The organism is Mycobacterium sp. 1081908.1 (genome assembly GCF_001673535.1).
Taxonomy (GTDB): domain Bacteria; phylum Actinomycetota; class Actinomycetes; order Mycobacteriales; family Mycobacteriaceae; genus Mycobacterium.
In genome coordinates, this window is record NZ_LZLY01000160.1 from 54,276 (window position 1) to 79,483 (window position 25,208).

Annotated in this window: 29 protein-coding genes; 19 read left to right on the forward strand and 10 right to left on the reverse strand. The window is 68.0% G+C overall.

Annotated features, from left to right (window positions below; translation table 11 throughout):
• Window positions 1-13 precede the first annotated feature (13 nt).
• Genes A5655_RS26415 through A5655_RS26425 form a run of 3 tightly spaced genes read left to right on the forward strand, consistent with a single transcriptional unit; the run spans window position 14 to window position 5,708 of the window.
• On the forward strand, window positions 14-1,366 hold the full coding sequence (locus tag A5655_RS26415) for a hypothetical protein (RefSeq protein WP_067015935.1): 1,353 nt from the start codon (window positions 14-16) through the stop codon (window positions 1,364-1,366).
• Window positions 1,367-1,385: 19 nt separating this feature from the next.
• Window positions 1,386-2,798 carry a hypothetical protein gene (locus tag A5655_RS26420; RefSeq protein WP_067015938.1) on the forward strand — a complete coding sequence of 471 codons (1,413 nt, stop codon included), beginning with the start codon at window positions 1,386-1,388 and terminating at the stop codon, window positions 2,796-2,798.
• A gap of 57 nt (window positions 2,799-2,855) precedes the next feature.
• Window positions 2,856-5,708 (forward strand): RND family transporter, encoded by a 2,853-nt coding sequence (locus A5655_RS26425; protein WP_067015941.1) that lies wholly within the window; start codon window positions 2,856-2,858, stop codon window positions 5,706-5,708.
• A 21-nt stretch (window positions 5,709-5,729) separates the two neighbouring features.
• On the opposite strand, the gene A5655_RS26430 is transcribed toward A5655_RS26425, so the two are convergent.
• Both A5655_RS26430 and A5655_RS26435 read right to left on the reverse strand, forming a co-directional pair.
• Window positions 5,730-6,407 carry a response regulator gene (locus tag A5655_RS26430; RefSeq protein ID WP_067015944.1) on the reverse strand — a complete coding sequence of 226 codons (678 nt, stop codon included), beginning with the start codon at window positions 6,405-6,407 and terminating at the stop codon, window positions 5,730-5,732.
• Window positions 6,389-8,074: an ATP-binding protein gene (locus A5655_RS26435; protein WP_082978907.1), complete on the reverse strand. Its 1,686-nt coding sequence runs from the start codon at window positions 8,072-8,074 to the stop codon at window positions 6,389-6,391. Before A5655_RS26435 ends, A5655_RS26430 begins: the two co-directional genes overlap by 19 nt.
• Before the next feature lie 84 nt (window positions 8,075-8,158).
• On the opposite strand from A5655_RS26435, the gene A5655_RS26440 reads away from it, so the two are divergent.
• The gene (locus tag A5655_RS26440) at window positions 8,159-9,061 is read left to right on the forward strand and encodes an NAD(P)-dependent oxidoreductase (protein WP_067016124.1); all 903 of its coding nucleotides are present in this window, start codon (window positions 8,159-8,161) and stop codon (window positions 9,059-9,061) included.
• A 17-nt stretch (window positions 9,062-9,078) separates the two neighbouring features.
• On the opposite strand, the gene A5655_RS26445 is transcribed toward A5655_RS26440, so the two are convergent.
• Window positions 9,079-9,576, reverse strand: a complete 498-nt coding sequence (locus tag A5655_RS26445; RefSeq protein WP_067015947.1) for an alpha/beta fold hydrolase — start codon at window positions 9,574-9,576, stop codon at window positions 9,079-9,081.
• A gap of 11 nt (window positions 9,577-9,587) precedes the next feature.
• Entirely contained in the window at window positions 9,588-10,166 is a 579-nt protein-coding gene (locus A5655_RS26450; protein ID WP_067015950.1) for a TetR family transcriptional regulator, read from the reverse strand.
• Window positions 10,167-10,248: 82 nt separating this feature from the next.
• Between A5655_RS26450 and A5655_RS26455 the strand changes: the two genes are divergently transcribed.
• Genes A5655_RS26455 through A5655_RS26470 form a run of 4 tightly spaced genes read left to right on the forward strand, consistent with a single transcriptional unit; the run spans window position 10,249 to window position 12,801 of the window.
• Window positions 10,249-11,061, forward strand: a complete 813-nt coding sequence (locus A5655_RS26455) for a class I SAM-dependent methyltransferase (protein ID WP_067015953.1) — start codon at window positions 10,249-10,251, stop codon at window positions 11,059-11,061.
• Window positions 11,054-11,908, forward strand: a complete 855-nt coding sequence (locus A5655_RS26460; protein ID WP_067015956.1) for a lysophospholipid acyltransferase family protein — start codon at window positions 11,054-11,056, stop codon at window positions 11,906-11,908. The genes A5655_RS26455 and A5655_RS26460 overlap by 8 nt, the downstream gene beginning before the upstream one ends.
• 31 nt (window positions 11,909-11,939) lie before the next feature.
• Window positions 11,940-12,386 (forward strand): helix-turn-helix transcriptional regulator, encoded by a 447-nt coding sequence (locus A5655_RS26465; RefSeq protein WP_067015959.1) that lies wholly within the window; start codon window positions 11,940-11,942, stop codon window positions 12,384-12,386.
• A 4-nt stretch (window positions 12,387-12,390) separates the two neighbouring features.
• Complete coding sequence (locus A5655_RS26470; protein WP_067015962.1) at window positions 12,391-12,801, forward strand: VOC family protein; 411 nt, start codon at window positions 12,391-12,393, stop codon at window positions 12,799-12,801.
• Window positions 12,802-12,869: 68 nt separating this feature from the next.
• Here the strand turns inward: A5655_RS26470 and A5655_RS26475 are convergent, their stop codons facing one another.
• The 4 genes from A5655_RS26475 to A5655_RS26490 form a co-directional block, all read right to left on the reverse strand.
• Window positions 12,870-13,124, reverse strand: a complete 255-nt coding sequence (locus A5655_RS26475) for a hypothetical protein (protein WP_067015965.1) — start codon at window positions 13,122-13,124, stop codon at window positions 12,870-12,872.
• 96 nt (window positions 13,125-13,220) lie between these two features.
• Window positions 13,221-14,663 (reverse strand): amino acid permease, encoded by a 1,443-nt coding sequence (locus tag A5655_RS26480; RefSeq protein ID WP_067015968.1) that lies wholly within the window; start codon window positions 14,661-14,663, stop codon window positions 13,221-13,223.
• A 50-nt stretch (window positions 14,664-14,713) separates the two neighbouring features.
• The gene (locus A5655_RS26485; RefSeq protein ID WP_067015971.1) at window positions 14,714-14,983 is read right to left on the reverse strand and encodes an EF-Tu/IF-2/RF-3 family GTPase; all 270 of its coding nucleotides are present in this window, start codon (window positions 14,981-14,983) and stop codon (window positions 14,714-14,716) included.
• A 4-nt stretch (window positions 14,984-14,987) separates the two neighbouring features.
• Window positions 14,988-16,001 carry an NADP-dependent oxidoreductase gene (locus A5655_RS26490; RefSeq protein ID WP_067015974.1) on the reverse strand — a complete coding sequence of 338 codons (1,014 nt, stop codon included), beginning with the start codon at window positions 15,999-16,001 and terminating at the stop codon, window positions 14,988-14,990.
• A gap of 83 nt (window positions 16,002-16,084) precedes the next feature.
• Between A5655_RS26490 and A5655_RS26495 the strand changes: the two genes are divergently transcribed.
• From A5655_RS26495 to A5655_RS26505, 3 genes are read left to right on the forward strand one after another with little or no spacing between them, the layout of a single operon-like run.
• The gene (locus tag A5655_RS26495) at window positions 16,085-16,744 is read left to right on the forward strand and encodes a hypothetical protein (protein WP_067016127.1); all 660 of its coding nucleotides are present in this window, start codon (window positions 16,085-16,087) and stop codon (window positions 16,742-16,744) included.
• Between the two features lie 39 nt (window positions 16,745-16,783).
• The gene (locus tag A5655_RS26500; protein ID WP_067015977.1) at window positions 16,784-17,461 is read left to right on the forward strand and encodes a hypothetical protein; all 678 of its coding nucleotides are present in this window, start codon (window positions 16,784-16,786) and stop codon (window positions 17,459-17,461) included.
• A 29-nt stretch (window positions 17,462-17,490) separates the two neighbouring features.
• The gene (locus A5655_RS26505) at window positions 17,491-18,336 is read left to right on the forward strand and encodes an SAM-dependent methyltransferase (protein ID WP_067015981.1); all 846 of its coding nucleotides are present in this window, start codon (window positions 17,491-17,493) and stop codon (window positions 18,334-18,336) included.
• Window position 18,337: 1 nt separating this feature from the next.
• On the opposite strand, the gene A5655_RS26510 is transcribed toward A5655_RS26505, so the two are convergent.
• A complete protein-coding gene (locus A5655_RS26510) occupies window positions 18,338-19,156 on the reverse strand; it encodes a family 16 glycosylhydrolase (RefSeq protein WP_067015984.1) in 819 nt (272 codons plus the stop codon).
• A 231-nt stretch (window positions 19,157-19,387) separates the two neighbouring features.
• Between A5655_RS26510 and A5655_RS26515 the strand changes: the two genes are divergently transcribed.
• From A5655_RS26515 to A5655_RS26550, 8 genes are all read left to right on the forward strand, one after another.
• Window positions 19,388-19,582, forward strand: a complete 195-nt coding sequence (locus tag A5655_RS26515; RefSeq protein ID WP_067016129.1) for a hypothetical protein — start codon at window positions 19,388-19,390, stop codon at window positions 19,580-19,582.
• A 175-nt stretch (window positions 19,583-19,757) separates the two neighbouring features.
• Window positions 19,758-19,958, forward strand: coding sequence for a hypothetical protein (locus tag A5655_RS28100; RefSeq protein ID WP_067015987.1), 201 nt, complete (start codon window positions 19,758-19,760; stop codon window positions 19,956-19,958).
• Between the two features lie 96 nt (window positions 19,959-20,054).
• Complete coding sequence (locus tag A5655_RS26525; RefSeq protein WP_067015990.1) at window positions 20,055-20,609, forward strand: TetR/AcrR family transcriptional regulator; 555 nt, start codon at window positions 20,055-20,057, stop codon at window positions 20,607-20,609.
• A gap of 70 nt (window positions 20,610-20,679) precedes the next feature.
• A complete protein-coding gene (locus A5655_RS26530; protein WP_067015994.1) occupies window positions 20,680-21,549 on the forward strand; it encodes an MBL fold metallo-hydrolase in 870 nt (289 codons plus the stop codon).
• Between the two features lie 34 nt (window positions 21,550-21,583).
• On the forward strand, window positions 21,584-21,988 hold the full coding sequence (locus A5655_RS26535) for a tautomerase family protein (protein WP_067015998.1): 405 nt from the start codon (window positions 21,584-21,586) through the stop codon (window positions 21,986-21,988).
• The gene (locus A5655_RS26540; RefSeq protein WP_067016001.1) at window positions 21,985-22,878 is read left to right on the forward strand and encodes a fumarylacetoacetate hydrolase family protein; all 894 of its coding nucleotides are present in this window, start codon (window positions 21,985-21,987) and stop codon (window positions 22,876-22,878) included. Before A5655_RS26535 ends, A5655_RS26540 begins: the two co-directional genes overlap by 4 nt.
• Before the next feature lie 10 nt (window positions 22,879-22,888).
• The gene (locus A5655_RS26545; RefSeq protein WP_067016132.1) at window positions 22,889-23,368 is read left to right on the forward strand and encodes a RidA family protein; all 480 of its coding nucleotides are present in this window, start codon (window positions 22,889-22,891) and stop codon (window positions 23,366-23,368) included.
• Window positions 23,365-24,243 (forward strand): alpha/beta hydrolase, encoded by an 879-nt coding sequence (locus A5655_RS26550; protein WP_082978908.1) that lies wholly within the window; start codon window positions 23,365-23,367, stop codon window positions 24,241-24,243. The genes A5655_RS26545 and A5655_RS26550 overlap by 4 nt, the downstream gene beginning before the upstream one ends.
• 231 nt (window positions 24,244-24,474) lie before the next feature.
• On the opposite strand, the gene A5655_RS26555 is transcribed toward A5655_RS26550, so the two are convergent.
• On the reverse strand, window positions 24,475-25,116 hold the full coding sequence (locus tag A5655_RS26555) for a cutinase family protein (RefSeq protein WP_231999291.1): 642 nt from the start codon (window positions 25,114-25,116) through the stop codon (window positions 24,475-24,477).
• Window positions 25,117-25,208: the final 92 nt, after the last annotated feature.

Consider the following 25,208-nt stretch of genomic DNA (forward strand, 5'->3'; position numbering starts at 1 on the left):
AGGACCGACCCAAATGAGCAACGTACTCGATCTGTTCGACCAAACCGTCTTCCGCTTCGAGGAGGCGACCAACGTCACCAGCGTGGGCCAGTGCGTGTGGGTGTACAACCGCGCCGTCGACCTCGATGGCCTGCGCCGGTTCCACCGTCACCTGCAGCGGGGACGGCTGTCGCGCCGCATCGAACGTTCGGCCCTGCCGTTCGGCCGTCACCGCTGGGTGTCGCCCAGCGACGAGTCCGAGCTCGAGGTCGTCGCGACGCCGCGGCCCCGCGAAGAATTCGACGCCTGGCTGCGCGAGCAGGCCGCCACGCCGCTGGACGCCGAGCGCGGGCCCGGCTGGCACCTCGCGGTGCTCCCGTTCACCGACGGCGGCGCCGGCGTGAGCCTGGTCGCCCTGCACAGCCTCGCCGACGGCATGGCGGGTTGCCTCGCGGTGGTGGAGGCGGCCTGCGGCTACGACAGCGCCATCGACTGGCCCGCCGCGGGGTCGCGGCGGCGGTGGCGGGCCCTGCGCGAGGACGCCCGCCAAGCCGCCCGCGACCTCCCGAGCGTCGGGCGCGCCGTGGTCGCGGCGGCGGCCGCGGCACGACTTACGCGGCGAAACCGCGACGGCGCCGCACCGGACGCGCCGCGGCCCACCGGCGCGGACCGGCCGATCACCATCCCGACCGCCACGATCTTCCTCGACGCCGACGAGTGGGACGCCCGCGCGGAAGCGCTCGGCGGCACCAGCAACGCGCTGCTCGCGGGCGTTGCGGCCCGGCTCGCCCTGCGGGTGGGACGCGTCGGCGCGGACGGCTCGGTCACCGTGTCGATACCCGTCAGCGAGCGCATCGCCGACGACACCCGCGCCAACGCCGTCGGCAACGTCGACGTCGCGGTCGACCCCGCACCCGCGTCGACGGACCTGCGCCAGATCCGCGCGGCCATCAAGCGGGCGCTGATCGAGCGCCACGACGTGCCCGACGAGCGGGAGGCGCTGCTGCCCCTCGTTCCGCTGCTGCCCAAGCGGCTCGCCAAGCGATGCCTCGGGGTTGCCACCGGCACGGCGGCCGGTGTCGTCTCGTCCAACCTCGGTGCCGCCCCGGCGGCCGTCAACCGGCCGGACGGCACGGACGCCGACTACGTCTCGGTGACGTCCCTTTACCCGGGCATGACCGAGGCGACGCTGCATCGCGTCGGGGGAGTGCTGGCGCTCCTGTCGGCGCGGGTGAACGGACAGGTCTTCGTCTCGGTGCAGGCGTATCAGCCGGGGCGACCCAACTCGAAGGACCTGCTGCGCCAAACCCTTTCGAGCGTTTTGGACGAATTCTCGCTGCACACCATCGACGGCTGGTCGCGTCCCCTTGCCGCCCAAGCGATTTAGAACCCAAGGAGTTCAGAAAATGGACAACACACTCGACCTGTTCGACCAGACCTTCTCCAGCCTGGAGCGGGCCACCGGAGTTCTCGGCCTGCTGCAGTGCGTCTGGGTGTACGACCGGGGAATCGACATCGACGGCCTGCGGCGGTTTCACCGGAAGCTGCTGCGGGGACGGCTGTCGCGGCGCATCGAACGATCGGCCCTGCCGTTCGGCCGCGATCGCTGGGTCTCGAGCAGCGGCCGGTCCCGGCTGGAGATCGTCGCGACGCCAAGGCCGCGCGACGAGTTCGACGGCTGGCTGCGCGAGCAGGCGGCCACGCCGCTGGACGCCGAGCGCGGGCCCGAGTGGCACCTCGCGATGCTGCCGTTCACCGACGGCGGCGCGGGCATCAGCTTGGTCATCCCGCACGCCCTCACCGACGGCATCGGGCTGTGCGATGCGTTGGCGGACGCGGCTGCCGGCCGGGCTGACCCGGTCAGCTGGCCCCCCGCGGCCTCGCGCCGGCTGTGGCAGGCGCTGCGCGAGGACGCCCGCCAAACCGCGCGCGACATCCCGGGTATCGGCCGGGCCCTGGCCGGCGTGGCGCGACAGGCGCGCGCCGGATCCGCTCAGGCCGGGCCGCCGCGGGCGCCCTCCGCCGCCGCGGACCAACCCGTCACGCTCCCAACGGAAACGGTGTTCGTCGACGCCGGCGAGTGGGACGCCCGCGCCGAGGCGCTCGGCGGGACCAGCAACACCCTGCTCGCCGGGCTGGCCGCCCGGCTGGCCGAGCGGGCGGGACGCGTCACCACCGACGGCCGGGTCACCCTGGCGATACCCGTCAACGAGCGCACCGCGGGCGACACCCGCGCCAACGCCGTCGCCAACGCCGACATCACCGTGGACCCCGCGCCCGCGGCGAGCGACCTGCGTGCGATCCGGGCCGCGACCAAGCGCGCGCTGACGCGGCTGCGGGACACACCCGACCGGCGGCGCGAACTGCTGCCCCTCGTTCCGCTGATGCCGCGGCGGCTGATCAGGCGCATCGTCGGCGTGGCGGCCGGGAGTCCCACGGCCGTCGTCGCATCCAACATCGGCGACCTCAAGCCGGGCGTGTGCCGCCCGGACGGCGCGGACGCCGACCACTTCGCCATCAAGGCCCCCCACCCGGACGCGACCACGGCCGTCATGGACCGGTTCGGCGGGATGCTGTCGCTGGCCTCGGGACGGGCGAACGGACAGGTTTTCGTCTCGGTCGTCGCGTATCAGCCGGGCCGCCCCAACTCCAATGAAGGCTTGCGCCGGGACCTTTCGGCCGCGCTGAGCGACTTCTCGCTTGACGCCACGATCGGCTTTGCGTGCCCCGGGCCGGCGAGCACAACGCGCAAAAGCGTGGAATCGCGGCTAATTCCGACTATCGCCGACAAGCGAGACGCGGCCGCCGCGGCGTCATAAGTTCGGTGTAACCGGCGCGAAAGTCATTGCCGCGCACGACGATGAGGGGTATCCACGATGACCAACGAGTCCGCTACGTCCAAGACAGGCGCCGGCGCCTTTTGGGCGCTGGGCCGCGCCGCCGTGCGCGCGCCCTGGCTCATGATTGCCGCCTGGGCAGCCGTGGTGGCGGTGCTGGCCGTGGCATTCCCCCCGCTGACCAAGGTGGTCGAAGGCCAGACCGTGCAACCGTTGCCGCCCAAGGCGATGGCCGCGGCCGAGCAGATGGCCAAGGACTTCGGGGAATCCGCGCAGAACGTCCTGATCGTCGTGCTCACCGACGATCGCGGACTGCAGCCGGCCGACCAGGACGCCTACCGCAGGCTGGCCGCGACCTTGCGCGACGACGCCCGCGATGTGACCGGCGTGCAGGACGTCGTTACCACGCCCGCCCTGCGCCCGCTACTGGTCAGCGCGGACAACAAGGCGTTCTACCTCGCGGTGATGCTGCGCGCGCCCGCCGGATCTCCCGAGTCATCGCAGGCGTACCAACGGATCACGGACACGGTCAAACGCTCCACCGGGGGCGCCCCGCTGACGGCGGACGTGACCGGGCAGGCCGCCATGGTCGGCGACATGTCGCTGGTCACCGCCCGCGACTTGCACACCACCGAGATCGTCACCGCGTTGTTCGTGCTGGTCATCCTGCTGGTGATCTACCGGCGGCCCGTGACCGTGTTGCTGCCGTTGATCACCATCGGGGTCTCGGTGGCGTCCGCCCAGGGTGTGGTCTCCGCGCTGGCTCAGGTCGGGCTCGGCATCTCCGCGCTGACGATCGGGTTGATGACGGCCATGATCTTCGGCGCCGGCACCGACTACGCCGTCTTCCTGATCAGCCGCTACCACGAGTACATCCGGTCCGGCGTTGACTCCGACCTGGCCGTGCGAAAAGCGCTGAGTTCCATCGGGGAGGTCATCGCGGGCTCGGCGGCCACCGTGGCCGTCACCTTCCTCGGGATGGTGTTCACCCGCCTGCCCGCATTCACGAGCATCGGCCCGGCGCTTGCGATCTCGATCGCCATCGCGTTCCTCGCCGCCGTCACGCTGTTGCCGGCCGTCCTCGTGCTGGCCGGCCGGCGCGGGTGGGTGGCGCCGCGTCCGCCGCTGACCGGCCGCCTGTGGCAGCGTTCCGCGGTTCACCTGGTTCGCCGACCGAAAGCGCATCTGCTGGTAAGCCTTTCGGTGTTGATCGCGCTGGCCGGCTGCGCGGCCTTCCTGCGCCCCACCTTCAACGACCGCCTGCAGCTGCCCCGCTCGGCGCCGAGCAACGTCGGCTTTACCGCGATGGAGAACCACTTTTCGACGAGCGCCCTGCTCCCGGAATACATCTACGTCCGCTCGCCCCGCGACCTGAGGACGTCGCGCGCCCTGGCCGACCTGGACCAGATGGCGCAACGCGTATCCCAGTTGCCCAACATCGCCGCGGTGCGCGGCATCACGCGGCCCGACGGCCAGCCGCTCGATCAGGCCAAGCTCAGCTCCCAGGCCGGAGCGGTCGGTTCCAAGCTTGAAGACGCCTCGACGCAAATCAACGACCGGACCGGTGACCTCGACGCGCTGACCCGTGGGGCCGACCAACTCGCGACCAGCCTCGCTCAGGTTCGGGACCAAATCCGCGGCGCCAGCGGGCCAATGACCCAACTCGCCGCGACGCTGAGCCAGGCCCAGCAGCAGCTCGGCGCGGCGGCCAACCTGATGGACAGCGTGCGCGGGCTCGCCACCGGGTCCGTGTCCACGCTCACCAACGCCGTCACCGCCGCGGGGTTCGCCGCACCGCCCGCGGCACAAGGCGTCGAGGCGATCGTTCAGAGCCTGACCGCGGCCCTGGCGACGGCATCCAACAGCCTGCGGGCGGCCGGTGGCGACACCGCCGGCATGTCACAGAAGATCGCCGGCCTGCAGGCGGCCGCCGACCAGCTGGCCGACGGCAGCCGGCGGCTGGCGGACGGCGTGAGGGCGCTCGTGGACCAGACCAAGCGGATGGGCACCGGAATGAACCAGGCGGCCGACCTGCTGCTGTCGATGAAGCGCGACGCCACAGGGCAATCCATGGCGGGCATGTACATCCCACCGCAGGTGCTGAGCTCGAACGACTTCAAGAACGCTGCCAAGCTGTTCATCTCGCCCGATGGGCACTCGGCGCGCTACCTGGTCGAAACGAAGTTCGACCCGTTCAGCACGGCCGCGATGGATCAGGTCGCATCGATCCTCGAGACGGCGCGCGGCGCGCAGCCCAACACCTCACTCTCGGACGCGTCGATATCGATGGTCGGGACGACGGCGATGTACAGCGCGATTCGCGGCTACTACGACCACGACGTTCGCCTGATCGTGGCCATGACGCTGCTTATCGTCTTCGTCATCCTCATCCTGTTGCTGCGCGCGGTCGTGGCGCCGCTGTATCTCATTGCCTCCGTGGTGATCTCGTTCCTCTCGGCGGTCGGCGTGGGGGTGGTCTTCTTCCAGTTCGTGCTCCACCAGCCGATCTACTGGAACGTGCAGGCGACGGCGTTCATCGTGCTGGTCGCCGTTGGGGCGGACTACAACCTGCTGCTGATCACGCGAATCCGTGAAGAGTCGCGCACGGGCGTGCGCTCGGGGATCATCCGGGCGGTCCGTTCGACGGGCGGCGTCATCACCTCGGCGGGCATCATCTTCGCCGCGTCGATGTCCGGCCTGCTTTTCGGCAGCCTCTCGACCATGGTGCAGACCGGATTCATCATCGGCATGGGCATCTTGATCGACACCTTCGTGGTTCGCACCGTCACGGTGCCGGCCCTGGCGGCGATGGTCGGAAAGGCGAACTGGTGGCCTGCCCGCGGCGCCGGGACTGCGCACAGATCGCGGTTGGCCCGCCAGATCGCGCGCTGAGCGCAGTCTCGGCGAGACCCGTCAGCGGCGGGTGGGCCGCTTGTCCTGCGCCGCGAACTCCTGCTCGGGCCGGCCGGTCGTGCCGTACCGCAACCCGACCGAGACGTCGCCGGTGGTGGCTAGGGCCGCCAGATACCGTTGGGCGGTCGCCCGCGATATCCCGATCGCGGCGGACACTTCGGCGGCCGACATGGGTTTCTCCGCTGTGCGCAAGGCTTGCAGCACAAGCTGTTTGGTGGACGAGGCCGCGATGGTGGGCGGCGTCGCGGGTGCGATCCGGGGACGCAGCGCATCCAGCGCGGCGTCCACGTCGCTTGAACTCAGGCTGGGGCTCGCCAGGATCTTGCGGTAGCGCGCGTAGCCGGCCAACCGCGCGGCCAGCTCGGTCGTCGCGAACGGCTTGACGAGGTAGCTCAGCGCCCCCGCCGACATCGCGTCGCGGATGGTGGCCGCCTCGGTCGCCGCCGTCAACACCATGCTGTCCCCGCGCAATTCGCGGACGAAGTCGATCCCGGAGCCGTCGGGCAGGTACACGTCGACCAGCGCGAGGTCGACGGCGGGGGCGCCCCGCGCGGCCTCGAGGGTGTTCACGGTGGCGGTCACCGCGAATCCCGGCAGCGTGTTGACGACCTCGGCATGCAGGTTGGCGACGCGGAAGTCGTCGTCGACTACGAGCACCGTCAGGTCTGCGTCGCCCATTGCGCCTCCTCAACCATCACGCCCGGGAGCCGGGCGATGAATTCCGCACCGCGCAGCGGCAGCTCCGGATTGCCGGGGCTGGCCAGCCACAGGTCACCACCGAGGGCGCGGCTGATCTGCCGCGACAACGCGAGCCCGATGCCCCGCCCACCCGGTATGCCGGAGTTCGGCTTGGTCGACGTGCCCTCGGTGAAAAGGTGCTCGACGAACTCGGGCGCGACGCCGTCGCCGCTGTCGGCGACCGTGATGTGCAGCGTCGTACCCTCTTGCAGCAGCTCGACTTCCACCTGTTTGGTGGCGTTGTCGCTCGTGCGGGCCGCGTCGATGGCGTTGTCGAGCAGGTTGCCGACGACGGTGGTGACGTCCACCGGCAGCACGAGCCGCCCCGACACCCAAGTGTTTTCGCCGATCGTCAGTGTCACGCCGGCTTCGCGGGCCGCGGCGCCCTTGGCCGCCAGGAACGCCTGCAGGTAGGCGTCGCGGATGGCGTCGATGCCGGGCAGCGCGGATCCCAGCGGGCCCGACCCGAGGAGCTCCTCCAGATATTGCAGCCCCTCCTCGACGTGACCGCCGTGCAACAGCCCGGTCAGCAGGTGCAGGCGGTTGGCGAACTCGTGGCGTTGCGCGCGCAGCACCGTGCTCATCACCTGCACCGCGTCGAGCTGGCGGGTCAGCGACTCGACGTCGGTTCGATCCCGCACCACCAAAACGGTTCCCAGCGGGCGTCCTTCGCGCGATACCGGCCGCGCCGAAACCACGACGATCCGCTCGCCGACCGTCGCCAACGTGGGGGTGGTATCGGACGCGTTGAGCACGTCGAGCACCCGCGGGGTCAACCCGATCTCGCCGACTGGCCGGCCCGTTTCACTGCCGATCTCGAGCAGCCGGCATGCCTCGTCGTTGACGAAGGTCGTCCGCCCGGCCGTGTCGGTCGCGAGCACACCCTCGCCGATGCCCTGCAAGACCGCCGCCTGGCTGCGCACCAATTCGGTGATCTCGGCCGGCCGCAAACCCAGTGTCAGCCCCCGCCACCGGCGGGCCAGCAGCAGCGAGCCGGCGACCGAGATCAGTAGGAGGGCACCACCCATCGCGCCCAGCACGACCAGGTTCTTCGAAAACTGCTCATCGAAAGCCTTGGTGGAGAGGCCGACGATGACGACCCCCAGCACCCGATCGGAACCCGGCTCGAACACCGGGACTTTCGCGACGATCGCGCGGCCGAGAACCGTGTCGTCATGCGAGGTCATCTCGTGCCCGGCCAGCGGCGGTGCGATGTCGGCCTGGACGGGAAGGCCCAACCTGTCGCGTTGGGGATCCGCGACCCTGATGCCGCTCGCGTTGGCTATGACGACGAACGCCACATGGGTGCGTTGTTGGACCCGGGTTGCAACGCCCTGGATCGGACCCGTGGCAAGTTCGCCGATCAGTTCCGGGCTCGGGGTGAGCGGGCCGTTGTCGTACCGAGCGATGTTGGTGACCACGGTGGGGGATGAGGCCACCACGCGGGCGATATCGGTGGCGTGGACGTGGTATTGGCTGTCGAGGCGGGCCCGGTTGAAAACGGCGAACAACACGAAGGCGATGATCAAGGTCAGCGTCACGACAAAGAGTTGCAGCACCAACACCTGCGTGGCGAGTCGCAAGTCGATGCGGCCCCTGGCGGCCATGGAAGGACCCTACCGCGCGAGTGAGCACAATGCGCGAAAGTCGGTCGGCGTCTGCACCCCGTGGCGCTCACCTACTATCAGCGGATGCGCGGATCCAAGATCCTGATCACCGGCCCGACCGGTCAACTGGCCACGCCCATCGCCCTGGCGCTGGCGCCCGACAACGAGGTGTGGGGCGTCGCCCGCTTCACCAATCCCGCGGCGCGCGAAGGCCTCGAAAAAGCCGGTGTCCGGTGCGAGACAGTCGACCTGGCGGCCGGGGACTTCACGGGTCTCCCAGACGATTTCGAGTACGTCCTGAACCTGGCGGTTGCCAAGAGCGGGGACTGGGACACCGACCTCGGCGCCAACGCCGAGTCGGTCGGCCTGCTGATGGCCCACTGCCGCGGCGCGAAGGCCTTCCTGCACTGCTCCTCGGCCGCCGTGTACGACCCGCCCGGCGACGAGCCGCGCACCGAACGGGCCGCCCTGGGCGACAACCACAAGTTTCTGTTCCCCACGTACTCCATCTCCAAGGTCGCCGGGGAGGTCGTCGCCCGATCGATGGCGCGCATCCTCGACGTGCCCACCGTCATCGCCCGCCTCAACGTCCCGTACGGGAACAACGGCGGCTGGCCGTTCTACCACATGGAGATGATTCTGGCCGGTATCCCGATCCCGGTGCCGCCCGGCGGTCCGGCCCAGTACAACCCGATCCACGAGGACGACATCATCGCGACGCTGCCGAAGCTGCTCGACGCGGCGTCGGTGCCGGCGACCACGGTCAACTGGTGCGGCGACCAGACCGTCAGCCTGCAGGAGTGGTGCGGCTACCTCGGCTCGCTGGTGGGCAAGGAGCCCGTTTTCACCGAGGACGCGCACGCGCTGCGGGGCAATCCCACCGACCTGACCCGCATGCACGAGCTCATCGGCGGCACGGCGGTCGACTGGCAGGACGGGATGCGCCGGCTGGCGGCGAAGTTCCACCCCGAGCTGGTCAGCGCGTAGACGTTAGCGGGCCCCGATCAAATGGCCGGCAGGGCCGCAAAGTCGTTGCGCGCGAAGCGCTTCGCCGCGCCCGGCAACTTGTACGTCGCGAAGTGCCGCACGCCCCAGAGCTTTTTCAGCGTCGGCTTGAGGGCCGCCGGATGCGGAATGCCAACGACGAACAGCTTTTTGACGCGATCCGGCCCGAGCGCGGCCGCGCCGTAGGCGGCCGACGCGCCCCAGTCGTGCCCGATGACGACGGCCTCGCGCGCGCCGAGCGCTTCGATCAGCGCGAGCGGATCGCCCGCCAACGTTTCTTGGTCGGCGTCCCCGGCGGGGATCGCGCTGGGATGGTATCCGCGCATGTACGGGCTGACGGCGCGGTAGCCCTGGGCGGCCAGCCGCGGGCGCAGATCGTCCCAGGTGTGCGGGGTGTCCGGGAACCCGTGCAGCGAGAGGACGAGCGGCCCGGAGCCGTCCTCCAGATAGGCGAATCTCAGCGCGTGGGCTTCGACGAAGTGGATCTCATCGGCCATGGCTGGGGACGTTACGCCCCATTCGATTTCGGCGTCACGAGGCGGGACGCGGCCTCGACGGCGGCGGCGCGCCGCTCGGCGATGACGCCCGCGTCCGTGGTGGCCGCCGCGGGGTCGGGCCAGTGCGCCCACGCCAGGGCGATCGCAAAGAGCAAAACCAGCAGCTGCTGCGGATCCCATGCCGGGTCGACGTGGCCGTCGGCCTGCGCCTGCTCGAGGGCGGCGATGGCCCGCTCCGGCGGGTGCTCCTCGTCGAACTCCGGAATGTCCAGCGGGAAGCCTTCCAGCCGGGCCCAGGTGATCATCCGATCGTGCTCGGGCCGGTTCTGCGCCAGGTCGAAGATGCCGCCGACGAACTCGGGCACCGCGTCGGGGAGCAGCTCCACGGCCCGGAAGAATTCCGCGCCGTCGGTGGCGACCACGTCGCGAAACAGGGTCTCCTTGTCGCCGAAATGCGCGTACAGCCGTTCCTTGCTGGCGCTGGCGGCGCGGGCGATGCGGTCGATGCGCGCCCCGGCCAGGCCGTACTGGGCGAACTCCGCGCGGGCGGCGGCCAGGATCTCGCCGCGCAGCTCTGTCTTCGATCTCACAGGATCATCATATACAGACGAACTGGTTCGTTTGTTATGGTGGGTTCGACAACGCATGACGACATGAGAAGGAGAGGCCGTGATGGCTACGACCCACACCCCGGACCAGGCGATTGCGACGATGCCGCGGGGCGGCCCCGGCGCGTCGTGGCTGGATCGCCGATTCGAGACCGACGCGCTGGAGTACCTCGACCGCGACGACGTGGCCGACGAGGTCAAGCAGAAGGTCATCAGCATGCTCGATCGGATGGGCACGCTGACCAATCAGCATGAGAACTACGCGCGCGCGGCGCTCCGCGTCGTCGCCGACATCCCCAACCCACGCATCCTGGAACTCGGTGCGGGCCACGGAAAGCTCTCGGCGCAGATCCTCGAACTCCACCCGACCGCGACCGTCACCGTCAGCGACCTCGATCCGACCTCGGTCGCCAACATCGCCGCCGGGGAACTGGGCCAGCACCCGCGGGCGCGCACCCAGGTGGTCGATGCGACGGCGATCGACGCCGCCGACGGCAGCTACGACCTGGTCGTGTTCGCGCTGGCGTTTCACCACCTCCCGCCCGCGGTCGCGACCCGCGCCATCGCGGAGGCCACCCGCGTGGCCAAGCGATTCCTCGTCATCGACCTCAAACGGCGAAACCCGTTGGCCATGATGCTGTTTCCGGTCTTGACGCTGCCGCTGCATCTCGTGCTGCTGCCATGGTCGTCGATTCAACCCGGGCTGCACGACGGGTTCATCAGCGCGCTGCGCGCCTACAGCCCGTCGGCGATGGAGGCCATGGGCCGCGCCGCCGACCCGCGGATGAACATCGAGATGCTGCCCAGCCCGACGCGGTTCGGCCCGCCGTCGCTCACCGTGGTGTTCTCCCGCCCGGGAGCGGACGACCGTGGCTGACAACACAGACCTGGCCGCGATCACGGAGCCAAGCGCGCGGGTGCGGACACTGCGCCGCGCCCTCGACGGCGTGAGCGACCGTCTCCGCCCCGTCGTCGACCTTTCCCGGCCCTACGTCGACGGCGTCGAGCGCCTGCCCGCGGACGGACGATTCCTGTTGGTGGGCAACCACACTCAGTTCGGCTCCGAGGTCTTCTTGATCTCCGATACGGTGCGGCGCACGATCGGGACCCGGGTGCGGCCACTGGCCGAACGCGGTTTCGGGCGCATGCGGGGGCTGCCCGGCGACCTGATCGCGGCGTACGGCGCCGTCGTCGGCGCGCCGGAGACCGCGCGCGAACTCATGCGAAACGACGAGACCATCCTGGTGTTCCCCGGCGGCGGCCGCGAGATCGCCAAGTTCAAGGGCGAGGAGTACCGGCTGCGCTGGCAGGGGCGCGCGGGGTTCGCGCGCGTGTCGATAGAGAACGGCTACCCGATCGTGCCGGCCGGTCTCATCGGCGGCGACGACGTCTATCGCAGCTTGATCACCCGCGACAGCGCCTACGGGAGGTTCAGTGAGGCGCTGGGCCGCAGGCTCAATGGGCGCCCGGACATGGCGATGCCACTGCTGCGGGGGATCGGGCCCACCCTGATTCCCCGGCCGCAGCGCATGTATCTCCGGTTCGGTGCGCCGATCGACACCAGCAGGCCGGTGGGAGTCACCGAGCAGGAGTGGGTGGACATCGTCAAAGACCAAACACAACGGGCGCTGGAGAACATCCTGGATGATCTGCTGAAGTTGCGCGACGACGATCCATACCGCGGCCTCAACCCGCTGGCGTGGCACCGGGCGACGACGCCGTAGGCGCCCGGCCGATCGTGGCAATATCGGGTGGGTGACCAGCAGCTCGGCCGAGCAGCGGCTGCGCGACCTCGCGCTGCTGCGTCGCGTGCGCGACCGCATCGACCGGGACTACGCGCAGCCGCTGGACGTCGAGGCGCTCGCCCGGGCGGTGCACATGTCCGCCGGGCACCTGAGCCGCGAATTTCGGCGCGCCTACGGCGAATCGCCGTACTCGTATCTGATGACGCGGCGCATCGAGCGCGCGATGGCGCTGCTGCGTCGCGGCGACCTGAGCGTCACCGAGGTCTGCTTCGCGGTCGGCTGCTCGTCGCTGGGCACCTTCAGCACCCGGTTCACCGAGCTGGTCGGCATGCCGCCCAGCGCGTTTCGCCGCCGGGCGGCCGACGCGGCGGCGGGAATACCGCCGTGCGTCGCGAAGCAGGTCACCAGACCGATCAGGAATCGAGAAGCGCCCGGCACCGGGCCGCACCTAGCCTGACGGCATGGACATCACGATTCATTCGAGCATGCTTCCGCACGACGACCCGGAAGCCTCCCTGGCCTTCTACCGCGACGCCCTCGGCTTCGAGGTTCGCCTCGACGTCGGGCAGGGCAAGATGCGCTGGATCACGGTCGGGCCGCCGAACCAGCCCGACACGTCCATCGTGCTGAGCCCGCCGGCCGCCAATCCGGGCATCACCGACGACGAGCGACGCACGATCGCCGAGATGATGGCCAAGGGGACCTACGCCATGCTCATGCTGGCCACCAAGGACCTCGACGGCGCCTTCGAGCGGCTGCAGGCCGCCGACGCCGAAATCGTCCAGGAGCCAACCGAACAGCCATACGGGCTGCGCGATTGCGCCGTGCGCGATCCCGCGGGGAACCTGATTCGCATCCAGCAGGTCCGCTGAGTGCGCGCAACGGAAAAGTCCCGAACCACAAGCGGGTTCGGGACTTCTCGGCCGCGACGTCGCGAGGGTCAAGACCCCCTGGTGTAGCGGGTCAGGAACCCATAGGCCGCCACCCCGGCGACGGAGCCGACGACGGCCAGCATCAGCATCTGGAAAACCAGCGAGCCGAACATCCAGTCGAACGTCAGCGCCAGGTAGAGCGTCCAGATCAGGCGGAACAGGCTCAGCACCGCGACCACGGCGGCGCTGATGCCGAAGTACAGGCTGCGCTGGCGGTCGACGCGGTTGATCTGCTCTTCGATGCTGGTGGGGACAAGCTTCATTTCTGACTTCCTTTCACGTGGCGCCGCCGGGTTGGCGTCGTCGTTGTGACAAGTACAGAGGCCGGGATTCGCTACCGATCCCAAGAACGGCGGGCGTCAGGGGCGGGCGGCCATCTCGGCCTGGAACCGGCGATACGTCTCGGCGCGGCCGGGCCGGCGCCGCACCACCAGCCAGCCGGCGGCGAGCACCACGAACCAAAGGGGAAACCAGGCCAAGGCGATCGCGGTCTCGCGTTCGGTGCACAGCGTCCAGATCACGAACGCGAAAAAGCCCAGGATGGCCACGCACATCGGCACGCCGGCGGACATCTTGTAGGACGAGTCGGCATGCCGTTGCGGGTGCCTGCGCCGGTAGACGAGGTAGCTGACGACGATCACCGCCCACACGAACATGAACAGCAACGAGGCGACGGTGGTCACCAGCGTGAACGCATCCATCACCGAACCGCCCACGTAGAGCAGCGGGATGGAGGTCAGCAGCAGCCCCGCGGTGAGAAAGAGGGCGACCGCGGGCACACCGGCGCGGTTGAGCCGACGAAAGGGCGACGGGGCGCTTCCGTTGTCGGCCAGACCGAACAGCATGCGGCCGGTGGAGAAGACCCCGGAGTTGGCCGAGGAGGCGGCCGCCGTGGTCACCACGAAGTTGACGATCGATGCGGCGGCGCCCAGCCCGGCCAAGGCGAACATCGTCACGAACGGGGACTGGCCACCGGCGAAGTGCCGCCACGGGACGACGGTGAGGATCGCCAGCAGCGCACCGATGTAGAAGATCGCCACCCGGATGGGGACGGCGTTGATGGCGCGGGGGAGGGTGCGGCGCGGATCGGCAGTTTCGGCCGCCGCGGCGCCGACGAGTTCCACCCCCACGAATGCGAAGAACGCGATCTGAAACCCACCGACCACGCCCATGAACCCCGTCGCGAAGAACCCGCCGTCGTTCCACAGGTTGTCGACCGTCGCCCGATTGCCTTGCGGCGAAACGAAATCCGTCGCCACCAGCACGACACCAACGACGATGAGGCACCCGATCGCCGCGACCTTGATCAGGGCGAACCAGAACTCCACCTCCCCGAAGTTGCGGACGCTGGACAAGTTGAACACGAGGATCACGCAGCCGGTCACCAGCGCCGGCAGCCACAAGGGCACGTCGGGCCACCAGAACTTCGCGTAGCCGGCGATGGCGACGATTTCGGCGATGCCCGTGACGATCCAGGCGAACCAGTACGACCAGCCGACGAAAAAGCCTGCCGCGGGGCCCAATAGGTCGGCGGCGAAGTCGACGAACGACTTGTAGTTCAGGTTCGACAACAGCAGTTCGCCCATCGCGCGCAGCACGAAGAACACGAAGAACCCGATGATCGCGTACACCAGTAGCACCGCCGGGCCGGCGAGCGAGATCGTTTTTCCGCTCCCCATGAAAAGTCCGGTGCCGATCGCCCCGCCGATCGCGATCAGCTGGATGTGCCGGTTGGCGAGACCCCGGCGCAGTTGCGGAACGGCGTCCCCGGACGTCGTGGTTGAGGGAACGCCGGTTGCCATGGCGAAGACATTAGAGGCCGGCGGCCGGCAATAGTCAGGACTTGTCTCGGTTAGGCCAAGAAGACAACCGACGATGTGATCACGTCCCCGGCGGCAACATCGTTTTTGTCGAGTGTCTTGAAGAGCAAGCCGACGTTGTCACCGGTCGTCGCGGTGTCGGTTTTCTTGCGGGAAGCCTCGATCGCGTCCACGCGGACGGTCGGCCCGTCGTTGATCTTCACCTGGTCGCCGACGCGCAGCTCCCCGTACTCCACCCGGCCGGTGGCCACCGCCCCGCGACCGCGGATGACGAACACGTCCTGGACCGTCATGCGAAACATGTAGCTAGCCCGACAGTTTCACGACGAGCTTGCCGACGTTCTTGCCGTCGAAGAGCATGTTGATCGCGGTCGGCAGCTGCTCGAAGCCCTCGACGACGGTTTCGAGCGGGGTGAGCCGGCCCGCGCCGATCAGTCCGGCGATCTCAGTGGCCGCCTCCGGGGCACGCCCCAGGTGGTCGAGGACGATGAAGCCCTGCAGCGTCACACGCTGGATGAGCAGGTTGCCGAACGCGCGCGGTCCCGGGGGCGGATCTTCCGCGTTGTAGCCGGAAATCATGCCGCACAGCGCGACGCGGGCACCGATGTTGAGGCGCGCGAAGACCGCGTCCATGATGTCGCCGCCGACGTTTTCGAAGTCGACGTCGATGCCATTGGGAGTCGCCGCGGCCAGCTGGGCGGCCCAGTCGTCGGCGCGGTAGTCGACCGCCGCGTCGAAGCCGAGCTGGTCGGTGAGCAGGGCGCACTTCTCGGGTCCGCCCGCGATGCCCACGACCCGCGCCCCCTCGACCTTGGCGAGCTGCCCGGCGATCGATCCGACCGCGCCCGCCGCGGCCGAGACCACGACCGTCTCGCCTTGCTTGGGCCTGCCGATATCGCGGATGCCGACCCACGCGGTCAGCCCCGTCGTGCCCAGCGCACCCAGGTAGGCGCTCGGCGAAATGCCCTCGGCGACGTCGACCGGCATCACGAGCGCCGAATCCGAGAGCACCGCATACTCCTGCCAGCCGAGCAGGCCCTGTACCTTCTGCCCGACCGGGAAGCGCGCACTCTTCGACGCGACGACCTCGCCCAGGCCGCCCGCGCGCATGACCTCGCCGATGCCGACCGGCGGCAGGTAGGTGGGGGTGTCGTTGATCCACATCCGGTTTGTGGGGTCGAGCGATATCCAGTCGACGCGCACCAGCGCCTCGCCGTCGGCGAGCTCGGGCACGGCCTCCTCGCTCAGCTCGAAGGTGTCGGGGCCGATCCGGCCGGAGGGGCGTTCGCGGAGCAGAAAACGGCGATTTCGATCGGGCATAAGCGCACCGTACTGGACCGGCGCCGGGACAACTACGCTTCCACAAAGGGGTTCCGCCGGACGGAGGTTTTTGCGCGGTGAACATGGTCTCGCGAATTGCCCTGGTTCCCATCGCCGTCGTGATGGCAGGTTTGTCGCCGTCCGTGACCGCCAACGCCGATCCGCCACCCACGCAGCAGATCACCGTCATGGCCGTCGGCCCCAGCGGCGAACCGATCAACGGCTATACGGAGACGCCCGCGGAGGGCAACGTCGTCACCGTCGAGTGCTCGGAACCCTCACCGTCGGCCATGGACGACAATGTGTACTCCTGCTCGCCGAGCGCGGCGGGCGCCGCGACCTGCTGGCCGTCCACCCCGGGATCGCTGTTGTGCGTGGACAACCCCTGGGACAGGCGCATGCACCGGGTGCGATATGCCGGTTCGCTGCCGCCGGTGCAGCCGCCCGCGAACCCAAGTCCGTTCGCGCTGACGCTCGACGACGGCACCCATTGCCTCCTTCGCAACGGGGGCGCTTGGGGCGTGCGCGCCGACGGCTACGAGGGCGCCTACAGCTGCAGCGGCACCACCGCGCACCTCGCGGTGCTATGGCTTCCCAGCCCGCGCGGGAGCCCCATCGACCGCTCGTCGGCGGCGTGGACGGTCAAGGTCGGTCAGCTCGGCACACCCGACGCCGCCCTTCCGCCGCCGCAGACCCGCGCGGTGACCGAGGCCTGGTTTGCGGGAGGCAAGGCCGGTCAGTAAGCCGGGAGGAAACCAGCTATCCGGACGGAGGTTTGCGCGATGAACGTGGTTTCGCGAGTCGCCTTGATGCCCATCGCTGCCGTGACGGCGGCGGGTTTGTCGCTCCCCGCGCCGGCGGCCGCCGATCCGTCACCCACCCAGCAGATCACCGTCGTGGCCGTCGGACCCGGCGGCCAACCGATCAACGGCTACCGGGAGGCGCCCGGGGAGGGCAACGTCTTCACCGTCACCGACTGCACGACACCGTCGCCGTCCGCGGTGGCCGGCAACGTCTACTACTGTTCGCCGACCGCGGCCGGCGCCGGCACCTGCTGGCCGTCGACGCCCGGAACACTGCTGTGCGTTGACGATCCGTGGGACAAGCGCCTGCATCGGGTGAGCTACGACGGCCCGCTCCCGCCCGTGCAGCCGAACGCCACCCCGGACCCGTTCGCGCTGACTCTCGATGACGGCACGCGTTGCCTGCTCCGCAACGGGGGAGCCTGGGGTGGACGCGCCGACGGATATGTCGGCGTCTACGGCTGTGGCAGCGGCGGCGGCGCCAACCCCGCGGTGTTGTGGCAGCCCAGCCAGGGCGCCGGGGCGTGCATCGACCGCTCGTCGGGGGTGTGGAAGGTCAAAGTCGGTGAAGTCGGCGAACCGAACAGCGTCTTTCCGCCGCCGCAGACCCATGCCGTCAGCGCCGTCTGGCTGGCCGGGGGCAAGGCCGGTCAGTAGGGCGGCGGGCCGGCTGCTATAACGCAACTATGTCAGGCCCCACGCACTCGATCACCCATGTTTCGGACACGGCCCGCTGGACAGCGCTGCACCGGGCCACCGAATCTGCCCGTCCCGACGCGCTTTTCAGCGACCCCCTCGCCGAGCGCCTAGCCGGCGAGCACGGCCGCGCGATCGTTGCCAACGTCCCGCGGTCGACGCGCAACGGGTGGTGGCTCGTCGCACGCACCAAGATCATCGACGACGCCATCGCCGAAGCGATCGCCGGCGGCTGCGACCGGGTGCTGAACCTGGCCGCCGGCCTGGACACTCGGCCGTACCGATTGGAGCTCCCGGCCGAGTTCACCTGGGTGGAGGCGGACCTACCGAAGTTGCTCGAGGAAAAGACGCAGGTTCTAGCGGATCAGACGCCGCGGTGCCGGTTGACCCGGGTCGCCGTCGACCTGGCAGACCCGCAGGCCCGCGACGCCTTCCTCGACGAGGCTCTCGACGGCGCGACCAAAGCCCTCGTGCTGACCGAGGGACTGTTGATGTATCTGGAAGACAGCGACGTCGAGGCGCTTTCGGCGGCGTTCAAGCGACCCGAGATCGCCTGGTGGATGCTGGACTTCGCCGGACCCGGCCTCAAAAGGCTGATGAACAAGAAGATGGCCGGCATGCTGCAAAACGCGCCGTTCAAATTCGCGCCCGAGAATGGGTTGGCCTACTTCGAAAACCTCGGCTGGCGCACCGCGCAGGTGGAAGCGCTGTATCTCGCCGCCCACCGGTTCCATCGGTTACCGATGTTCATGCGCCCGCTCGCCTGGCTGCCCCAGCCCGATCCCCGTCGTCCCGGCCGCCGGCCCTGGAGTGCGGTCGCGCTGCTCACCCCGTGAGCTACCAGACACGTATCCAGTCGACGAGCATGTCGGCGGGATAGGTTCCCGGCCCCGGATCGCCGCCGCCCGAACCGGCGACGGCCAGGTTGAACACCGGGTACACGGCGTAGCCGGGGTTGTTGAACGGCCAATCCGGAAGCGAGCTGGCGGGCACATCGAAGTACGGCTGGGCGCCGTCGGAGTAGTCCTTCCAGAACCGGATGCCCGTCGCGTCCCACTGGGTGCGCCAGGTGTGCCAGGCGCTGTCCATCGCGATGTTGTGGGTCTTCCATTCACCGCCGTTCGCCTTCGCGTGCACGGTGGTGGCCGAGGGCCAGTTGCCGTTGCCGTACCACTCCATGACGTCGATCTCGCCCTGGTCGTCATTGCCCAACCAGTAGGCGGGCCAGGCGCCGGCGGTCAGGCAGTTCAGCTTGATCCGGGCCTCCCACGTGTGGCCGACCCCGCCCCGCCACAGGCTTTGGACCTTGCCGCTGAAGTACGTGGGGCCATCTTTCGCGGCGCGCAGGACGAGGTTGGAATTGCCGTCGACGAACACGTTCTTGCGGTCGTCCCGGTACTGCCCGATGTGCTCGGGCAACTCCCAATACGTCGGGTCCTTGATCGTCTCGCGGGCTTTCGCGATCGCCCACTTCGACGGGTCGGGGGCCGAACCGGCCGGACCGTCGAATTCGTCCTGGAAGATGTAGTTCGCGGATTGGCCGCTGGGCGCGTCTGGTCGACTCGGAAAGGCGCAGGCCTCGGGGAGCGGCAGCGCAGCTGCCAGCACTCCGATCCCGGTCGTCAACATCATGCGGCGGCGGTCTATGTGCTGCATAGGCAAGGCACGATAGCAGCCGGCGCTGTCCGGGCGCGAAACGGGAAATCCTGTCGGTGGCCGTCGCTAACGTGTGGATCGCCGGGTCAGTGGGGTTGGATGACGCCGAAATTCATGGCTAATTCTCATCTTGGGGCGTGGTTTGGTCACAGGATCGGCAGGGCATCCTGAATTACGAACCGATAAACACTGTTCGTGCTTTTGCGGATTGCTCGGGAGGAGTTGGGAATCGTGGCGGACGCAGGCGGGGCGACGGTCATTTTCCTGCAGTCCCATCCCGCATGGGCCGCGGCGCGGCGGCGGGATCGGGAGCGCCGCGAAGCGATGCGTCGCCATCCCTCTTTTGTTGCCCGGCGGCGCGCCGCAGCGGGTGGCCAGGTCACCCGCGACTTCAAGGTGTACTCGAGCACCGACACCCCGGCCTGAAAACCGCCGCTCTTAACCGCGAAAGTGCAACTGCCAACACCGTTTTTCGGTGAATGCGTCGGCAATTGCACGCTCGGGGACGCGGGCACCTCACCGCCATTTATCCGAATTCCCTTGTAATGCAATCTATTAGCATCGGGTGCGCAACGACCGGCCCCACGGCATAATTCTTCGCGTGGCAGAGACACGCAGGACGAAGGCACTCGCGAACCCCGCCCAGCCGCATGGCGCAGTTCTGCACGAGTTGGAGCGCTACATCGAGGCCCACAACCCCGGCGTCACCGACGTTAATGTCGTCAGCGCGACGGACACGGGCCAGGCGGACAAGAGCCACAAGCCGGTGCGGCACTGGTATCAGGTCACCTACGAAGCCTGAAACCTCCGCGCGGAGGTTGGTGGTGCGGGCCTGCGTACGGCGTCCACCATCGTGCATCTGCTTTACATTTTATGTAGACCGGTCTAGTGTTGCAGCATGGGCAAGAAGGGTGCGGCGACCAGGAGCGCGCTCATCGACTCGACCCAGACGCTGATCGAGTCGGGTGGCTACTTCGGCACCGGTCTTAACCAGGTGCTGGCCGACAGTGGCGCCCCGCGTGGTTCGCTCTACTTCCACTTCCCCGGCGGCAAGGATGAGCTGATCTGCGAAGCAATCCGTCAGGCCGGCAATAGCATCGACGCGATCATCGACGGCATCGAAGCAGCCAATACCAGCGAGCTCATGACAGTCCTGCTTCGCGCACTCGGGCAGCGGCTCGAGGAGTCGGACTGGAACCAGGGCTGTCCAGTCGCCACGGTCGCTTTGGAAACCTCAGCGAGCAACGATGCTATTCAGCAGGCTTGCTCGGCCGCTTATCGGGATTGGCACAAGACGCTTTGCAAAAAGCTCGAGGCCGATGGGCGCGTCGACACGGACGACATGGCGACGTTCTTACTTGCCGTGCTCGAAGGGGCGATGGTATTGGCCCGCACGCATCGAAGGACCGACCCTCTAGACGCAGCAATTCGAATCATCAACAACGTCCTCTGAGTAAGCCTGCCGACAGGTCAGGGGGCTACCTCAAAAATAGGTAGACCGATCTAGTGAAGAAGGCCAGATTATGCGGATACACCACCTGAACTGCGGAAGTAGCGAACCGCTCGGCGGCCGCCTGATGGGGGGCGAGGGCCACCCGCTTCGGAAAGCACGCGGCGTGTGCCACTGCCTGCTTCTCGAGACTGATCGTGCGCTCGTCCTTGTGGATTCCGGGCTCGGGATGGGCGACATCGAGCGCCCGGTCGAGCGACTGGGCAAACCCTTCGTGCGGCTCGCGCGGCCGGTCCTGGATCCCGACCAGACAGCGCTACGCCAGATACGGTCCCTCGGCTACGACCCAGCCGATCTCACCCACATCGTGCTCACGCATCTGGACCCCGACCACGCGGGCGGACTGTCGGATTTCCCGCACGCGAGAGTTCACCTGCTGGAGGACGAGCACCGGGCAGCGACCGCGCCTTCGGGCGGCGGCAAGGTCAACCCCACCCGGGTCAATCAGAAACAGTGGGCGCACGGCCCGCGCTGGCAGACTTATCGACTGGGCGTGGGAGAGCGCTGGTTCGGGTTCGAGGCGGTGCGTGAATTACGCGGATTAGCGCCGGAGATCCTTCTGGTCCCGTTGCCAGGTCACACGCTCGGCCACACCGGGGTCGCCGTCCGGCTCGACTCAACCGCCGGCTCGCAAGACCGATGGCTGTTGCATGCGGGCGACGCGTATTTCGCGCGTACCGAACTCGATCGCGACAATCCGCGGGCCCCGGCCGGCGTAGCACTGTTCGAAAAGCGTCAACAAGTCGACGCGGCTGCCCGCATGACCAACCAGGCACGTCTTCGTGCGCTGGTGAACGCCCATCCCGATCAGGTCGAAGTGATTTCGTCACACGACCCTGCCGAACTCGACCATTACCAGCTCAAGGCGGCCGCCGCGCGGTAATCGCTGCTATCTGAACCCTACGAAAGGAAAGAGCATGCCCCTCGTCTATATCACGCTTGCTGAAGGGACGACATCGCCGGACCAGCGCGCTCAGATCGGAGACGGCATCTATCGAGCGCTGGTTGATGTGGCTAATGTGCCCACCGAGGATCGCTTTCAGGTCATCAACGAAAGTCCGTCGGCGAACCTGATTTACAGCCCGGACTACCTGGGATTCGACCGGAGTCCCTCGGTTGTGTTCGTTCAGATCTTTTTCAATGCGGGCCGATCCGTGGATGTCAAGAAGGCCCTGTATGCGCGCATCGCGCAAAATCTGGCCGAGGCTGGTGTGCGTGGAGACGACCTGGTCATCAACCTCGTCGAGGTGCCCAAGGAGAATTGGTCGTTCGGGCGCGGTCAACTCAGCTATCCGCCGGACCGACCTGGCAGCACCCGATGAAGGTCGCCAACCTCGCTGGCAGGCTCACAATCGTCACCGACAGCGGGGCGATCGATGTCGAGCAGGCCAGCGGTGGTGGATTCGACGCCGACCCGCAGGCAATCTATGTGCGCTGGGACGAATTCACCCAATGGGCCGCACAGACCGACTTGGCCGGTGGCGGACGCGCGTACAGCCCGCTGGACCTGGGGGCGCCAGCTCCCCGGCCGAGCCAAATCTTTGCCGTCGGCTTCAACTATCGATCCCACGCCCAGGAATTCGGCACGACCGTCGCTCACGGGCCGCCACCGGTGTTCACCAAGTTCGCCAGCAGCATCACCGGCCCATTCGGTTCGGTCGCACTGCCCGAGGGCAGCGTCGATTGGGAAATCGAGCTTGTGGCGGTCATCGGCAGAAGAGGCTGGCAAGTCGATGAAGTGCACGCCTGGCGCCATATCGCAGGCCTCGCCGTGGGGCAGGACCTGTCCGAACGAGAAACCCAGTTACGCGGTAGCACACCGCAATTCAGCCTCGGCAAGTCCTATCCCGCGTTCGCCCCGATGGGACCCTGGATCGTCACACTCGATGAGATCGACGATCCCGACGATCTTCGTCTCACCTGCACACTCAACGGTGACATCGTCCAGGATGCACGGACCTCGCAGATGATCGCGCCCCTGCCCGCGCTGGTAGCACAGCTGTCCTGCGTCGTTCCGCTGCTGCCGGGTGACGTCATCTACACCGGGACACCGGCGGGTGTCGGTATGGGCCGCCAGTCTCCACGATTCCTCAGGCCCGGTGACGAACTCGCCAGCCGCATCGAAGGAATCGGTGACATGCAGCACACCATGATCGCCGCGAATGCGAAACCATCACCCGCACAACGGACGTGCGGCGGTCACCTCACCTAAGGAGTCAATGATGTTGGGTTCTATCGCATCTCGTCTTGCCGAACGTGGCGTCACGTTGGGCCTGGCACCGGCTGCGGCCGGCGCCTACACGGCGGCTCTTACCGTCGGCGATCTGTTGTTTACCTCCGGACAGGTCGCTGTTGATGGCGAGAGTGGTTTGGTGGCCCGAGGCGTGCTTGGTGCTGAGGTCGACCTTGAAACCGGGATTGCTTGTGCGCGGCAATGCGCGCTGAACGTGGTGGCGCAGATCGCCGCGGCGCTCGGCGATCTCGATCGTGTGCGTCACGTGGTCAAGCTGACGGTGTATGTCGCCAGTGCTCCTGGGTTCACCGATCAGCCGCTGGTAGCCAATGGGGCGTCGGAGCTGATCAACGATGTCTTCGGCGAAATCGGCATTCATACGCGCTCGGCGGTCGGCGTGGCATCCCTGCCCGGCGGAAGTCCGGTTGAGGTCGAAGCAATTGTGCAGATTGAAGGATCGAGGATATGAACGGCATCGAAAACACTCGAAACGACAATGTGATTTCGGCGCAACGCAGCGGATGGCTGCTCGGGGTAGGGCAGCTCCCTCTGTTCTATCGGACCTGGCAGCCGGAAACCGGGGCGCGCGCCGCCGTGCTGATTACCCACGGCCTGGGAGATCACAGCGGTCGCTACGCCCAACTCGCGGAATCCCTTGTGGCAGAAGGCAACGCCGTCTATGCCCTCGATCAACGTGGCCACGGCCGCTCCGCGGGACCGCGGACTGCCGGCAGGATCGTCGACTCCGTCGCCGACCTGTCCACGATGGTCGGGCTCATCAAGCGAGACCTTCCCGGCCGCAAGATATTTCTGGCCGGGCACAGTTGGGGCGGCCTGGTCACGTTGGCATACGCGGTTGAGCACCCACACGACATCCAGGGTCTGATACTTTCCGCCCCAGCGGCCCGCCCGAAGAACGTGTCGGCGATCCAAGTCCTGCTCGGCAAACTGCTCGCCAACATCGCACCCAACACCGGGGTAGCCACAATTCCCTACGACAAGGTCAGCAGCGACCCCAACGTCGTCGAAGCACAGCGCACCGATCCGCTCACCTACCAAGGGCCGATCCGCGCTCGTATGGCCAGCCAGACGCTGACTGCGATGAAATACGTCGCGGCGGGCTTACCCGCCCTGTCGATGCCCGTTCTGTTGTTGCACGGAACCGGCGACGTGATCGCCGACCTGTCAACCAGCCGCTACGTCCACGACACGATCGGGTCGCAAGACCGGACGCTGAAACTCTACGAAGGCTTGTGGCACCAGGTTTTCAACGAGCCGCAGCGCGAATCGGTCTACACCGACGTGACGACGTGGCTCGAGCGCCAGCGAGCCACGGATACGTAGGGGTCCCTGTCGGAGCACTTCCCTTCACGAGGAGTTCGCGTTTCGAACTGCGGTCGCTCCCGGGGTGTCGCCGGGTCTGCCGAGCGAGAGCACTCGAAGCGTTGTCCCGTCGACTACACGCCCGCCTCGGCGCCGCCCTGGCAGCCCCGGGAGCTGGTCAACCTGCGCGGGTTCAGCCGGATGCCGGCCAAACTGGGCACCCGGAGCACCGCGCCCGTGGGCCTTTAGCCGCTACAGCTTGGCCGCCACGAAATCGGCGGCCTGATTGGCCATGCCCGCGTCGATGTACGCGCTGGCGAGGTGTTGGGGCCAGTTCTCTTTCCAGGTGTTCGGATCGGCCGGGTTGCAGACGGGATCGGCGCCGTGGCACAGCTCGATGGTTCGGTCGTTGTAGAGCGGGTTGAAGTTCGTGATCGGACCCGCCCATGCGCTTCCGTTGCCGAACAACGCGACGGCGGCGATGTGCTGGTCGATGCCCGGCGGCAGGGGGCTGTCGAAGCCGAACGCGGCGATCGGCGCCGCGAGCACCACGTCGGTGACGGCCGCGCCGAGCGAGTAGCCGCCGAGCACCAGCCGGGTGTCGGGGCAGTTGTTGGCCATGTCCTGGATGTGATGGCTCATGTCGTTGGCGCCGATGTCGATCTGCGTGTCGGCCGGGTAATTGACGGCGTAGACGCCGATGTTCTTCGAAACCTTGGATCGCAGCGCACTAATGAAAGCGCTGCCGAGCGAGCCGGTGCCGGGCGACTCGAATCTTCCGCGGGCGAAGACGACCTGCACCGGGGGACAACTCGCGGCGGCGGCCTCGGGCGTCCCCGACGGCACCACTGCGGGCGTCAAAGTCAGTCCCGCCGCGACAGCAACGGCGGCCATCCCGATATCAACCAACTTGAGGAAGGGCAATGCACGCACAGCACGATCGTAGAGCGACCGCGCCGCCCGGGCAGCGCGAATGGCGGTCGGAT